The 14,430-nt window shown below is 55.7% G+C and carries 11 protein-coding genes and 2 pseudogenes; 3 read left to right on the top strand and 10 right to left on the bottom strand.

Features of this window, described 5'->3' with window-relative positions; genetic code table 11:
• Positions 1-218: 218 nt before the first annotated feature.
• Together BDD14_RS00955 and BDD14_RS00950 are read right to left on the bottom strand one after the other, a co-directional pair.
• Positions 219-551: a hypothetical protein gene (locus BDD14_RS00955; RefSeq protein ID WP_242617647.1), complete on the bottom strand. Its 333-nt coding sequence runs from the start codon at positions 549-551 to the stop codon at positions 219-221.
• 439 nt (positions 552-990) lie between these two features.
• The gene (locus BDD14_RS00950) at positions 991-2,031 is read right to left on the bottom strand and encodes a VWA domain-containing protein (RefSeq protein WP_130417182.1); all 1,041 of its coding nucleotides are present in this window, start codon (positions 2,029-2,031) and stop codon (positions 991-993) included.
• Between the two features lie 895 nt (positions 2,032-2,926).
• On the opposite strand from BDD14_RS00950, the gene BDD14_RS00945 reads away from it, so the two are divergent.
• Both BDD14_RS00945 and BDD14_RS00940 read left to right on the top strand, forming a co-directional pair.
• Entirely contained in the window at positions 2,927-3,121 is a 195-nt protein-coding gene (locus BDD14_RS00945; RefSeq protein WP_130417181.1) for a hypothetical protein, read from the top strand.
• A 73-nt stretch (positions 3,122-3,194) separates the two neighbouring features.
• Positions 3,195-3,551, top strand: a pseudogene (locus BDD14_RS00940) (transposase family protein); the annotation flags it as partial.
• A 416-nt stretch (positions 3,552-3,967) separates the two neighbouring features.
• On the opposite strand, the gene BDD14_RS00935 reads toward BDD14_RS00940, so the two are convergent.
• The 7 genes and pseudogenes from BDD14_RS00935 to BDD14_RS00905 form a co-directional block, all read right to left on the bottom strand.
• Positions 3,968-4,522, bottom strand: coding sequence for a bestrophin-like domain (locus BDD14_RS00935; RefSeq protein WP_242617646.1), 555 nt, complete (start codon positions 4,520-4,522; stop codon positions 3,968-3,970).
• 340 nt (positions 4,523-4,862) lie between these two features.
• Complete coding sequence (locus tag BDD14_RS00930) at positions 4,863-5,537, bottom strand: DUF4436 family protein (protein ID WP_130417180.1); 675 nt, start codon at positions 5,535-5,537, stop codon at positions 4,863-4,865.
• A 394-nt stretch (positions 5,538-5,931) separates the two neighbouring features.
• Positions 5,932-6,198: a DUF6515 family protein gene (locus BDD14_RS00925; protein WP_165419849.1), complete on the bottom strand. Its 267-nt coding sequence runs from the start codon at positions 6,196-6,198 to the stop codon at positions 5,932-5,934.
• A gap of 135 nt (positions 6,199-6,333) precedes the next feature.
• Positions 6,334-6,960 (bottom strand): DUF2092 domain-containing protein, encoded by a 627-nt coding sequence (locus BDD14_RS00920; RefSeq protein WP_278045514.1) that lies wholly within the window; start codon positions 6,958-6,960, stop codon positions 6,334-6,336.
• A gap of 724 nt (positions 6,961-7,684) precedes the next feature.
• Positions 7,685-7,972: a hypothetical protein gene (locus BDD14_RS00915; protein WP_130417177.1), complete on the bottom strand. Its 288-nt coding sequence runs from the start codon at positions 7,970-7,972 to the stop codon at positions 7,685-7,687.
• A gap of 78 nt (positions 7,973-8,050) precedes the next feature.
• Positions 8,051-8,747: pseudogene (locus BDD14_RS00910) on the bottom strand (IS5 family transposase); the annotation flags it as partial.
• A 354-nt stretch (positions 8,748-9,101) separates the two neighbouring features.
• Positions 9,102-11,015, bottom strand: coding sequence for a glycoside hydrolase family 97 protein (locus BDD14_RS00905; RefSeq protein ID WP_165419848.1), 1,914 nt, complete (start codon positions 11,013-11,015; stop codon positions 9,102-9,104).
• A gap of 307 nt (positions 11,016-11,322) precedes the next feature.
• On the opposite strand from BDD14_RS00905, the gene BDD14_RS00900 reads away from it, so the two are divergent.
• Positions 11,323-12,687: a glycoside hydrolase family 27 protein gene (locus tag BDD14_RS00900; protein WP_242617645.1), complete on the top strand. Its 1,365-nt coding sequence runs from the start codon at positions 11,323-11,325 to the stop codon at positions 12,685-12,687.
• Here the strand turns inward: BDD14_RS00900 and BDD14_RS00895 are convergent, their stop codons facing one another.
• Complete coding sequence (locus tag BDD14_RS00895; RefSeq protein WP_165419847.1) at positions 12,688-14,427, bottom strand: CRTAC1 family protein; 1,740 nt, start codon at positions 14,425-14,427, stop codon at positions 12,688-12,690.
• Positions 14,428-14,430: the final 3 nt, after the last annotated feature.

Below are 14,430 nucleotides of genomic sequence, written 5' to 3'. Positions count from 1 at the left end.
TGTATGGCGTCAAGTAATGATCCCAGCATCCCGCAGACGACCGCTTCCGTATAGCCCGTTAACATAGCCCGTTAACCGAAATCAATGTCTAAACCTTCCCGCGTCTCGACTGGTAAAAGCCCCAACCGACCATGCCAATGCAGAACAGGCGTTCTCTAGCTACCTACATTCCACGCGATTATCGTGCGAGGCGATGATCTGCCACGTACCGCCGCCCTTCAGCCACGTGTCAGTCCAAACCTGGCAACCTTTGCGGGACTTGTCTTTGCCGACAGCATGTTCGCTGCCGTAGACAACGGCAAGACGGTCTCCGAAGAAACGCACTTTAGCCTCATCAAGTCCGCAATAATGAGCGGCGTGTGCGCCTTTCTCGTCCTCAGTTCATCAGCCTTCGTGAAGCGCGCACCTTTCGTTGACGTGCCTTGGAAGTCGTCGGCAAGCAGACCGGCGACGACACCGTTATCAACACATATACCCTCAGCCCACTTGTGCTCCATCTCGACGATGTATTTCGCGGTTTTATCCACATTGAGCTTTGCGCTTCTTCTCATGCTCTTCGATTAGGCTTGCTCCCGCCGTCGAGTGCGCAACGAACATTACCTTGGTTCTGGTGTAGGGAACCCTTGCTACCATATCTTGCGGTCATTAGAAGGGACCCCACAAACTCCACAACGCATATCGAGCGCAGCCATCGCATGCCGGTTTCCTGAAGGAGTGGGAATGGCTCGAATCTAACATGATTCGCCTGCTTCTCCGTCGTTGCCCCATGCAAAACATCCTTCGCCCCGAAATCCGATGTCATCTGAATCTGGAGCGGGTTCGCGAGACTGAGTTTTGCGGCAATACTGTTTGGTTCTGCCTCCTGTCTCTGCTGGCCCAGAAAGTTCACCCGCCGTCGCTCGCGATTCGCCTCGAGAGTTCCAGAGATCGCCGGGTCTTCCATTTAACTGGAGTTGTGAAGAATGGAATCGCCCTGCCATTCAACGGTGGCTAGGGCTCCGCGTAGAACGCATCGCGCGCCTGGACGATAGCGCCCTTATGCTTCGCACGCACCTCCAGTTTGTGCATGCGACCTGCGACAGTGTCCGGTGGCGGAGTGTAATCGAGCTCATACTGCGTGCTCAGGTCCTCTGCAATCCGAGTGAAGATTGCCTGTAAACCGAGCGACGGGGAGACTTCAAAGGCGCGGCCACCGGTCCGCTCCGAAAAACGCTTCAGAGTCTCGCGTCCATCTGTGGATGGCAGCGGCACCCCTGTGGGCGCGGAGAATCCACTCCACGCACTATAAAAAATGGAATATACCTGCACATTCTCCCGCTGTGCCTCTTCAATCGCCTCTTTCAAGGAGTGACGGCTGCCCACATCGACCCCGTCCGTAAGCAGGATGACCGCCTTACGTCCGTGCACCTTTGAAAGCAACCTGTCGGTGACCGCGAATACACCGTCATGCAGCAACGTTGCGCCGGCTGTTTCCTTGCGCATCCCCAATGCAGAGATGATCAGGTGCATCCTATTCGGATCGCTTGTCATACCCTGCAGCTCTGTCACCTCCGCATCAAACTGCACAAAGGCAGCTTGATCCTGTGGGCGCCGCATCATGGTACGAAGAAAGACATCCGAAGCGATCGCCTCATCGCCGATCAGCGTCCGCTGGCTGCGGCTTACATCCACCATCAGCACAATATTCAGCGGCAAATCGTCGCCTCGGCTGAAGTAGCGTATAGGCTGCTCCTTTCCATCCTGCTTCAGCGTGAAGTCATCTTTCGTCAGGCTCGTGAGCGCCGTCCCATCCTTCGCCTTCACAACAGCGGAGACCGCGACCACCTTCGCTGAGACACGAAGCGTCGTAGGAGCTTCCGGGACCGTCTGCGCGAGACACGCGATGGAAGTCATCAATAGAGCTGTCGTTGTCACCGCAACACGCATCACACCTCGCCCTCTCTCACGCCGATAACAACCCAGAACCACTACAAGCAGGAACAGCAGATGCAAGCCTAAGAACGCCCCTGTCCACGATAACGCTGCTGCCATTTGACTGCATCCCACTGGCCCTGCCACGTCTCAAACATGTCCAGGCCAACACTTCTGTCTTACATAAGTCGACAACGCGAATATCCAGGCAGAACCATCTCCCGCGTTTCTTTTCATCTTAGCCATCAACAGACTTGGGCGGGACATCATCCGTCCACCCTCGATCGTTGACCCTATAAAACAACCCTGCTACCTTCATCGCTCCTAATCCATGATTGTTGGCGGTAAAGTGCTGTTACCTCTCCCTCCTATCGGGGTACGTTCTGAGGCCAGTCTTTGGTGGCGACCTGCGCTGATAAGAGCAAAAGCGGCTCACTCTCATCTTTACTTATCCGGTGCAGACCTCGGTGGGAGAACTTGATCTTGATAGCTACGCTTAGCTAGGCCACGACTGGCTCTTGAACATCGAGAACCGATTGGTCCTGGTAAGTCGGCCAGTGTTTACGAATGCGTTCGCTTCACCTGGCCGAAAAACCGGCTTTCCGTGGAAAGGCGACTACTCGTCCAGGTGGAATGTTGACATCTGCCGTGACAGAACCGAGTTCGCCGGTAACTGATTGAAACCAGGAGGCACGGATGGCCAATTTCGGAGCCTTGGGAACCCTGAGACACGCTTATCGAACCCTTAACAAACCCTCGACCTCTGCCCTAGCGCGATCGGTATCACTGAGCAACCGATCCTCGGAAATCAGACACGTGTAATTGTCAGCAAGCTTGAAAGCGCCAAGAGGACAATGTACAGGCGCCGCAACTCGGGAATCCGGCCCGGAAAAGCCCGCGTCGGCGGTTCGATCCCGTCTTTGGCCACCACTTCCAAATCAATAACTTAGATGGCACTTTTCAGAAAGTGCAAGAGAATTGCAAGAGCGGGCGCTACTCTATTGGGATGCAACCGTTGAAGTCTATTTCTCTGCGACCCAAGACCCAGACTGTCTACACCCGCCACTCCGGCGACTGCTCGAAGAAGGGCGAGCCGCAGTGGAGACCGATGCAGGTGCGCGAAGTGCCTTTACCTGCTCCATCGACTGCACAACCGACTGATTGGCAGAATGGCCTTCTTCGGGTTCGGTCCCTTCGGGAGCTGGTGTGAAGCAGTCCTGGACTAATTGTTTAGTCCCGGCATTTGATGGTGCATACTTTTCCAGAGAGTGGAAGGAGGCACTATGGGACAAATACTGCACCGGAGCGCCACAACGACAGAGGCGATCCGTCGAGCGATACAGCATAGTCAAGAGAGCCTAAGGACGCTTTCGAGGCGGCATGGCATCAACCCGAAGACGGTAGCCAAGTGGAGGAAGGGCAGCTCAACGGCAGATCATCGAACTGGTCCAACCGTTCCCAAGTCCACCGTCTTGTCCATTGATCAGGAGGCCGTCATCGTTGCGTTTCGCAAGCACACTCTGCTGCCGCTCGATGACTGTTTGTACGCCTTGCAAGCCACGATTCCTCAGTTGACTCGCTCCTCGCTGCACCGTTGTCTGGAACGGCATGGCATCAGTCGGCTGCCGGAGGTCGAGGGAGCCATCTGCAAACTCTGGACTCACGACCCAGACAGATTTACACTCGACCCAATCCATCAAATGCCGGGACTAAACAACTAATCAGCTACATTTCACTTCCCTACCGTGTCTTCACCAAGGACCAGCGCGTGAGCCACACCGCAGTAGTTCAGGGCAAAACGACCGATTGCCACCGGGAAGTGTGTTAGCACCACGCTTAGGCCAGCGCGACCGCAGGCCTAGGGGACACGCGGCTGGCAGTTTAGATTAGAAATGCGTAGATCCCTCGAGACACGGACGTTACTGACCAAGCTGCGCAAGGGCATTCCGCAGCGGGGCGCTCGAGATCGTCATCATGCCACTGTACGGAGCGTATAGATCCTGGATCAGCAAGATTGCGGCAGAAACCGACAATCCGCAGACTAGCAAGGCGATGGTCACAGTTGCATTGATAGGCGCGTGGAGGCCAAAACTGATGAAATTATGGTGAGCCAGAAAACCAGAACCACGAGCATGGGTTTCGAAATCGAGTTGGCATTCTGTGAAAACATTAGCCAGCGGGTTTCACCGAGGCTAAGCACCATACTCGACGCCTGGGTCTGCAGTGAGCGCTGGGTATCGTCCTTCGGCGACAGCGCTTGAACATTGTCATAGAGATGCTCCGCGAGGGCTGGCGGCGTTCGCACTTCGGAGGCTTGTGAGCGTTCTTGCGGCCAGAGACGATCGAGAGTGCCTACAACGATGCCACGGAGCTGCTCGCGCGCTTCCTTTGCCTCAGGTCCGTAGTGGGCCAATATGCGGTCCAGCAAGATCACCTTAGCGGAAATTTGTGTTACATCGGCGATCTGCGCGTCGTACGAACTTTTCGCCGATGCAACCAAAAAACCGAGAACTAAAGCAGCCATGGTGACGACCAGTCCCATTGCCAGCCTCACTGCATCTCTTGAAGAACCATCCACATGACTCTCGGGCAACATGGGACGAAGAGACATGCCAAACGAGGCACCTCCGAATATGCACGCGAACACGATCGAGCTGATTGCGATGCTGCTCATGGGTCTCTTCTCCATTGGAGCCATGCTGGGCCCGCCGTGCGGCTAGCCTGTCCGTGATGGTCGGTGACTAAAGCACCTCAGCTGCGATCCGGACGATACACCAACGGCGAGCAGAAGACGCAAGTCACATGGACGTTATCCCAGACAGCATCGGTTGTGAGATTGCCTGAGTATTCATCTTGGCCTCTTTCGTTACGTGGGACGGGCTTGCATTTTCTTCTTCCGACACAATAACTCGCGTCGAGGCGAGCATGATAGGTCCTCGACTACTCGATTGTCACTGGCAGGAGTAACAGTGCCTATCACAGACCAACCCGTCAAACGTACTTTTCGGTTGCGATAGAGAGGCGGACGCAATCTTGCCCTGGAATCTCATCCTTGGAACGGATGCTGAAAGCTCAAGACGGATGGGCACCGGTTCGCTCCGTTGCAGTGCGGCCGCGCCTACCACCAGTTGGCCAGATGCGTTCGCCTGCTCTTTCTTCTCCTGCTCATCATTGCCTGGTTGGACTTGTGTTTGGCGCGCGTGGGTAGGCGTTGTGATCAACATCCAAATATTGCTCTCATAGCTGTCGAACGGATACTTGCTCTCATTCCCATCGAGTGGGAATACAGCCTCAATAAGACTTAAGCGTCTTCCCTTGAGGAATTCGACTTCCTGCGTTCCCCGAGAGCTATTGAGTAGTAACTTCAAGTCGGCAGCGGGAGTAACTTCGTCCTTTGCAAGGCTTCCGGCAAGCAGAAGGCGTATGCGCGCCGTCATTTCGCCAGCACTCGTGTCTACATTCACGATCCGAATGGACACCAACACATGATTGGCCTCTCGGGTCTCCGACTTGAGTTGCAACGACCGTCTTTCGCTTTCATGGAGATTGTGCGAAAGAACTGCGAAGTACGCCACTACCACCAGAAAAATCACCAGCCCTTGCAATATGGTCGTCTTGCTCCACATTCTCTGCCCGCTTTCTGATGCTTTGTGTCCCCACTTCAGACTGACGAGACATCACACACAGTGAAAACCAAGGTGATTTGTACCAGTGCTGAATTCAGCTTGCCCCGTGTGCCAATGTTGCAACACAGAAAGTATTGATCGTTGCAAAGAAAATGCTCGGCCCACGTTGGATTTTCCTCCTCTCGGTTGGTTCGGAGGGATCTGGTGAGTGGGGGGGCCTGCGGATCGCGCGCCACTCAGGGCTGCGCAGATACCAGGCAGTTGTCTATTGCCATATGCTTTTAGCTGAGCTCTCTCCGAGCCAGAATACTGTTCGACGTTCAGTTAGCTACGCCACATACAAAGAAGTCGTGCCGCCCTGGAAGTACGCCTTCGAGACCGCCGTCTGCCTCTTTCATTCGGGCTGCGCCGTCACATACACCAGATTGTTCCCCTGAAACGCCGAGCGATAGTAGTTACCGTCGCATTGGTAATACTGCACGCCGCAGACCGTTTTGGAGTCGCAACCCGCGGGCAGGGTGGTAACGACGGCGCCAAGCGGCAGCTTTCCAGCGGCTGCGGCATTGGCAGCGGCAGCCTTCTGCTTGGCAGCGGCAGTCTCCTGTTGGGCCTGAGACGTCTGGGCCGAACCCGCAGCGGCAGTGGCGCTCCCTACTACCACAGCGGTCCTGCGCCGTGTCGCGCGGTGCACGCGACCAGCTTGCGCATAAATAACATCGGGAATGAGCATTAAGGTAAGGGCAGTGCTACTACTGCAATTTTGAATGTCTTTTTCACTGTTTCCTCCGGATTGGTGTCAGCGGTCAGACGCGCTGCTTGCTCCTACTGGCAGGAAAGAGATCGCCTTCGCCCCCCGGGGCGGCACGAAGGTGAACTGAGAATCGGTCACGACCGGAGCTACATTCCAGTCGCTCATGGTCGCTATGATGGCTAACAGCGCGGCGGTGCTTGTGTCGGTGACGATGTACTTGTACGGCAATGGCGGGCCGCCGTCAGCGACCCAAACCTGAAAGTCGACACCCGGGCGGCTGAAGAGCAGATGAGTGCACTTGGTTCCGGCGATGACCTCCTTGTCAACCACCATCGCAAGAGTCACATCCTGCATCAGCAATGGGAACGCATTGCGGTAGACCAGGTCGGCGACCGGTTGTTCGACCCCAAGCGACTCGCGTGCGAAGTCGAGCATCTCCTCGACCGTCCCGGGCGCAGGCACCGTCGCATAGACCTCGCGGGAGGCGTTGTACAGCGTCAAAGTCTTGCCGTCGTAATAGAAGTTTTGTTCGACCAAATGGCCCAGTCGTTCGCTGCGCAGCTTGTTCGGCCGGCTGACGACCAAGCTCGCACCGACCCCGAAATCGACCCTATGCCCCGAGTCAAACACGTCCTCGCGCATGTTCCGCACGCGCACGCTGAACTGCTTCAGACTGCTGAGGTAGAAGGGCCGCCAGTTTCTGACTCACCAACAAGTTCAAACTGTTGTCCGCGGGGCGTTGTCAGGGGGCTCACGATACATCATCGCCACCGGTCGGCAGCATTTGTTCGCTACCCCGTCGTCACCCTATTGTCCGAACCGGAAACATCGCCAGGTTGGCCGATGGAAGATTGCCCCATCCGGTCTACGGCAGCGTGGAAGCCAACTTGGCAGAGGGCCGTTCCATTGGAGGTCTGAGTGAGTCTCCTGTGTTTGTACGGGATACCGTTTCACAATACCCGCAACACAGGAAGGGGAGCCAGCGCATATTTCAGCCCTCGGCACATTCCACTTACTCGTTCTGATGATGGGACATGGGGACGCTCCCTCCGACTTCTCGGACCCCGGAGGAAGGACTGTAAACATGGCAATTTCAATTATCGCTCCAACTTGCCGAGAGCGGGGACGTGATCGTCATCCTACGCCACGGTCGACCGGTGGCCCAGCTTCGCCGGCTTTCGCCTGAGTTATGAGGCCGAGGCTTTGGAGAGATACTCAAAGGGCATCAATGAATCCCTAACCTTACAAAGCTGCCTTCGCCCCTAAAATGGCCATAATCCGGAAATTTCTATAACCTGCGATTTTTCGCGGATGAGGTGCGCGTGGTACGGAGGCGAATGCCGTGCCTTTTGGGGGTACTTCCCCCCTCGCGCGGTCACTGTATCCACGGCGCACGCTAGCCGCGTCGTTGGCGCTTGTGCTCTGCAAACATCCGCTCCAGCTGTTCGTTTGGGTACAACGCCCGGAAGAGTTGCCATTTCCGCATCAGCTCTGCTGCTTCATGTGACGGCAGCTTGGCGGCGGCGTCTGCGACTCTTTGCTCATTTGGCTTATGCATCTTCACTCCGTCATCATCATTCAACGTGGGTTCATTTGGCATGGAGCTTCCTTCTCTTCCGCGTGGTTGCTCTGCGCTCGCAAGTACTGCGAGCAGGTCCACCTTCAGCGTCAGCCCACGCGCCATGCCATTCTCGATCACGAATCCGGCCCCGCGCACTAGAGGCTGTTAATGACTTCAGTTGAGCATTTTGAAGATTCTGCTGAGCATGAGGCGGAATCGCGGGGCCCAGGCGAAGCTTCTCTCGACGACCCATCGGCGGGGCAGCAGGACGAAGCCCCGTTTGGCCTCCGTGTGCTTGACCACCTCCAGTTGAATGCCGTGCCGGGCGGCCGCGCTGTCCGCGGTTTCTCCGGTGTAGCCCTGGTCGACGTAGGCAAGTTCCACGTGGTCTCCGGTGATCTGCTGCACCGCTTCGGCGAGCTTGTCCACCTGGGCGCGGTCCTGCTCGTTGGCGGCGGTGACATGCGAGGCGAGCAGGTTGCCCAGGGTGTCCACCGCAGCGTGCACCTTGGCTCCTTTGCGCCATCGTATCCAGCCCGCGCCCCCGACTCCGGCGTGGACTGCAGCGTCCGGCTGTCCACCACCATCGCCGTGGGCTGCGGCTTGCGCTCGGCAAACTCGCGCAATAGAGAGCGCAGGTCCTCCACCATGATCTCGAAGCATCCGGCACCCATCCAGCGCCGCGTCTGCTGGTACACCACCGGCCACGGCGGAAGATCGTTCGGCATCATCCGCCAGTGCGCCCCAGTCTTCACCAGCCAGCGCAGAGCGTTGAACACCGCCCGCAAACGGTGCGACCGCTGCCGAGCGTCCTCCCGGCACAACGCCAGATAGGGCGCCACGACCACTCCTCATCGCTCACATCGCTCGGATAACCAACCTGACCCTTATTCCCCATCCAACTATGCTGCGCGATGACAACAACACAATCACTGCCTTCCTACACATGAGAACTAAAGTTACTAACAGCCTCTAGCTTTGGTTAACTGCTTTGAACAGCCGCCACCTGCAAGAACCGCCAATAAAACAATGAGAAGAATACGGCAAATCCCGCGTAAGCTATGTGATCAGTCTGCTAGAGAAGTTCATGTTTGGGGTGACGTCGCTACTCACATCTCGCTAGGGAAAGACGTCTCCACGTGATTCGCGAGCTACGATCCGTAGAGACGAGACAAGCTATCTCTTCGAGAACCTCCATAGAACAGGACACGCGTCAAATGATTTTCTACGATCCGCCATTTGCGCCCCTGTCCTATTTTGCTGGCTCGAGATAGATGGCGACTCCACCAGCCAACCTCATGTTCAGAGCCAGCGAACTGGATGAAGTGACATGCTGCGTTAAACGCTCTATCTTTTCATAGCTGGCGCTCGTGTCCTTTGGATCAGTGAAGAGATGAGCGACGTATTCGCCTTTTGGGAGAAACGAGAGGGAGAGGCGATAGTCGTACGACTTGTCACCGGTCATACCGCCGATAAACCACTTCATCCCGCTCCGTCGTGCGATGATAATGTGCTCTCCGACCTCTCCATCCAACACCTTCGTCTCGTCCCATATGGTTGGAACGACGCGCAGGAACTCGAGCCCCGGCTGATCCTTGTAGTGCTCAGGATCGTCGGTCACGCAGGTAAGCGGACTCCAATAAACCACGAACAATGCGAGTTCCTGCGCGCGACTTCCCATCACTTCAGTTGGTGTCGTCTGCTTCCACTCGGAGGGGCTGCGATTCAGAAAGCCACCAGGTGTATAGTCCATCGGTCCAGCCAACATGCGCGTAAAGGGCAGTGTCAGCTTGTGTAACGGCGTTACGCGTGTGCTGAACTTGTTGTACTCGTTCCCCATCACGCCTTCGCGCGTGAGCAAGTTTGGCCATGTAACGCGAAGGCCCGTAGGTTCGAATGCTCCGTGGAAGTCGACCATGAGGTGATGCTTTGCGGCCAGTGAGACGATATCTTCGTACCAATTGACGATCCCCTGATCGTTGCTGTCCATGAAGTCAATTTTGACGCCCGCAATCCCCCATTTCTCATAGGTGGCAAAGGCTTCGTCGAGCTTTCCTTCGTTCTTCACTCGCGTCACGTCGCCGGAATGAATCCATATCCATTCACGTACATGGCGCTCCGCGGCGAAGCGAATTAGTCCGGGCATGTCGATCTGCGGTGCGGGTCTGGTGATGTTGGCCTCCGGACGATTGAACTCTCCATACCACTGCCAGTCGATCAACTGATAAGGGAAGCCCATCTCCGAGGCGAAGCTGATGTAGCGACGGTTTGTCTCGTTGTCCATCTTGACACCGCCACTCCACCAGTGATCCCACGCCATCATTCCCGGTTTGATCCACGATGTGTCGGTGATCTTCGAAGGCGGATTGAGGTTTTCAATCAAATTGGACTCGATCAGGTCGCCGGGCTTCTGTCCCAGCATGATGACTCGCCAGGGTGTCTGGTGCGGCGCATCCGCCTTCACCAGCCCATCACCATCGAGCCGAGGCGAGAGATCGGCGGATAAGTTCATGGCACCCTTCGGGGTCAGGTACATGCCGGCCCAGTCTGTCAGATCCGCTTCCATGACGGAGGCATAAATCTTCGACTCGACCTGCGCTAACGCGGGTAGATAGATGTGCGCGCCTGCGGGAATCTGCGAGAGATGCTGTTTGACGTACTCATGCTCGAATGAGTGATGGTACTTTTCCATAGTGGCCGCCCATATGTTCGCATCGGAAGGAAAACGGAAGGACGTTAGCTCTTTCGTCACAACAAAATGTTCTAATCCTGGCTGCTTCGGCAATGCATATCGCAAGGCAATCCCGTCCGGATAGGCCCGGACGATGAGGTCCATGCGACGATGGAGGCCTTTCTTCTCCTCAAGCTGCAGGCAGGTCTCGGTATATCGATCGCGAATCTTGCTGTCTTTCCCCCAGACCGGCGTCCAGGTTCTGTCGACGGAGTGACGCTCTTCGTGCAGCAGTTTCCATTCCCCTATAGCAGGCTGATCTTTCAATTCGAGACCAAGAGCTGAGGACAGCAACACAGGGCGCCCCTGCATGGACACCGAGTAGGCCAGAGGGTTGAGCTTCACCTGCACCTCGATAGCTTTGTCAGGTGAGTTTAGCGCGCGCACCGCATCCTTAGCCCAAAGCAGGGGGAGCATCGCGAAAGTAGATGTCATGATCGCTATACGCCGAATCCAAGATTTTGTGAAAACGTTTCCATGATTCTCCGAGATTCTTTTCACGAGTGGCCATTCCCCCGTACATTGCTCGACCAACAGCATACATCTATCCCCATTCGAACCACGGTGTTCAAGAAGAAATATCGACTGACTCTCTCCTGAGAAATTCCGCTCAGATCGATTGTCAGTGCACTTCCAAACCGCTACAGTGGGAACGCGCCGAATACCCACTCAAATCGACACCCAAACTGTTTTTAGATGCTTCGTGCTGCACCAGAGTCCCTCAATCAGATTGGAAAAATAGATGAAGTTGTTAAGGCAAATAGCCACTTCTAACCGGGCCATTATCTTCTCCATCACTCTTGGTGCCATGCTGGCTCCTCTCTGTGCCACGCCCGCAGTTGCCCAGCTTGCGTCTACGCCACCAATGGGTTGGAACAGTTGGGATTCTTACGGCACAACGGTGCGCGAAAACGAGGTGAAGGCAAATGCGGATACCATGGCGGCAAAGCTAAAGTCCTTCGGTTGGCAGTACATCGTCGTGGACATCCAGTGGTATGAGCCGAACGCCCAGGCGCATGGCTATCGATCCAATGCGAAGCTCTCCATGGATGACCATGGCCGCCTGATTCCAGCGGTCAATCGATTCCCTTCCGCAAAGGACGGCCAAGGCTTCAAACCGCTTGCAGACTACGTCCACAATAAAGGACTCAAATTTGGGATACATATCCTACGCGGCATTCCGAGGCAGGCCGTTGTCGAGAACTATCCTATCTTCGGCACCAGCATCCACGCGGGAGATATCGCAGATAAGAACAGCCTCTGCCGATGGAACACGGATATGTATGGCGTGGATATGACGAAACCGGGCGGCCAGGCATACTACGACTCCATCGTGGCCCAGTATGCGAAGTGGGGCGTGGACTTCATCAAGGCGGACGATATGTCCTCTCCTTATCACAAGACGGAGATAGAAGGTCTACACAAGGCAATCCTACACTCCGGCAGACCTATCGTACTCAGCCTTTCTCCGGGGCCAGCTCCTCTTACGGAGGCTGCAAGCCTTCGGGACAATGCACAGATGTGGCGTATTGAGGATGATCTTTGGGATAACTGGAGGTCAGTTAAGAATATGAATACTCGTATCGAAGCGTGGTCGAAACGGGTTGAGCCTGGACATTGGCCGGATGCCGACATGCTTCCGCTTGGGCACATTGGATTGCGTGCCGAACGAGGCAACGACCGCCTCTCTCAACTCACACATGATGAGCAGCGTACATTGCTCACGCTGTGGTCTATCGCTCGCTCTCCCCTCATGTTTGGCGGCGACCTTCCAACCCTCGATCCCTTTACAACCACGTTGCTGACGAACGGCGCAGTTCTTTCCGCCAATCAGCACAGCACAGGCAACCATATCGCCTATAGCAAAGGTGACCTGAGAGTCTGGACCGCTCACGCCACTGGGGCAAACCATCGTAAATACATTGCCGCTTTTAATCTGGGAGACACTCCTGTTGATACGCATCTCCGCTGGCAGCAGATCGGCTGGAAGGGAGCGGCTGGAGCGATCGAAGAGCTCTGGACAAACAAGAAGGTACCCGGCTCTGCGGGTCTAAAAATCCAGTTAGCCCCTCATGCATCATCTATTTACAGCGTTAACGCTCCGTAACTACTGAAGGAGGCTTGGCAGAGTTCGATATGGGGTGGACGTCATCTTCCCTCCATATTGAACTGTGACGATAGCACCAGCAGCAACATTGGTCAGTTTGTCCACGCGCCCGTCTGGCCAGCGAATCTCCACCTGATCGACCTTGGCGGCCTCTCCCAAGCCAAATCGCAGACGAAGATCATTCTGCGATAGATAGCTACCGCCGCTCCGCACCTCGCTTATCATATGGCGGCCAGCCGCGGTTAGAGTGGCCCGCGCTCCTATCGCCAGCGGATTTGCTGCGTTTCCAACGAGATGCAGCGTCAACGAATGCCCTTTATACGCCATACGGTTCACAAGAAGCGTAGGCCGGTCGGACGGATTATTGACCACTATATTTGTCTGGCCGGAATTGAAGAGGTCTCCAAAGGCAGCACCACGCGATGATCGCCTGAGCAGGAGGCCTGCTCCCCCGCGAAGCGATACATCCTCAAAGCTGCCATCTCCCTTGTTGCGATATAGGATCTTCCTCTGCGGGAAGGAGGTGTCGTGAAGTGCATCGACCTCAGGATAGATATGTCCGTTCGCCATCAGGATGTCGGGCCAACCGTCGTTATCGAAATCGAGAAAACCGGTGCCCCATCCGACGAAGCTGGTGTTCACTCCAAGCCCACCGGGAAAGGTGATGTCATCGAAGGTTCCATTGCCGCGATTCAAATAGAGGGTACTTGTGTCCTGTTCGAAGTTCGTCTTGACAATATCCAGCAGACCGTCCCCGTTGAAGTCCGCCACATCTGCTCCCATTCCGCTTTGCTCGCGTCCGTCCTCATTGTAGGCAACGCCGCTGAGAACTCCTGTCTCGGCGAACGTGCCATTCTTGTTGTTCTCCAGCATCAGGGAAGGAGTTGAGTCGTTGGCAACATAGATGTCTGGCCAGCCGTCGTTGTTGTAGTCAGCTATCAGAGGCGTAAATCCATAGTTCAACGCTATCGGGATTCCGGCTTTTCCTGAGACGTCCTCAAATGTGCTATCTCCGCGGTTGCGATAGAGAGTATCGGTTGTGCCCCTCAGCCCGCGAGGTCCACAAAGCACAGGAATGCCGCGCCATTTGCAACTGTCGCCATTTCCCGCGTCGTGCGACGTTGCCTCCTCATAGGCTACGTAGTGAGCCACAAAGAGATCCATATGGCCGTCGCGATCATAGTCGACGAACGCAGAACCCGTGCTGAACAGATCACTCTCCGTTAGCAGACCGGTAGCCTTCGTCACATCGGTAAAGGTTCCATCGCTATTGTTGCGATAGAGCACATTCTTTCCGTAATAGGTGACGAAGAGATCAGGCCAACCATCGCCGTTGTAATCACCGACGGAAACACCCTGACTCCATCCGTGATGCAAGAGGCCTGCCTTCTCTGTCACCTCAACGAAGCTGCCGTCATGATTATTGCGGTACAGATGATTCATCGCGAGTTGTTCCGCGGGTGCGTTCGCGGGACCGCAGTTCACGATGAAGATATCGAGCCAGCCGTCACCGTCATAGTCGACGAGGGCTACACCGCCGCCGGTCATCTCATTGATGTGCCGCGTACGCTGACTGTCGATATTCGTATGGACGGTCAATCCAGCGCGGACTGCAACATCCACAAAGTCGGCTACAGGTGCACCGCCCTTCGGCTGCACCTGCGGCTGCGGATGACTGGCAGCCATCTGCGCCAAAGCATGCGTGACCATATTGAAGGCGATTAAGGGAATCAATCTCATCCG

The organism is Edaphobacter modestus (assembly GCF_004217555.1).
GTDB lineage: Bacteria > Acidobacteriota > Terriglobia > Terriglobales > Acidobacteriaceae > Edaphobacter > Edaphobacter modestus.
Note: the sequence above shows the minus strand (reverse complement) of the source record. Positions and strands in the feature narration are given on the sequence as shown.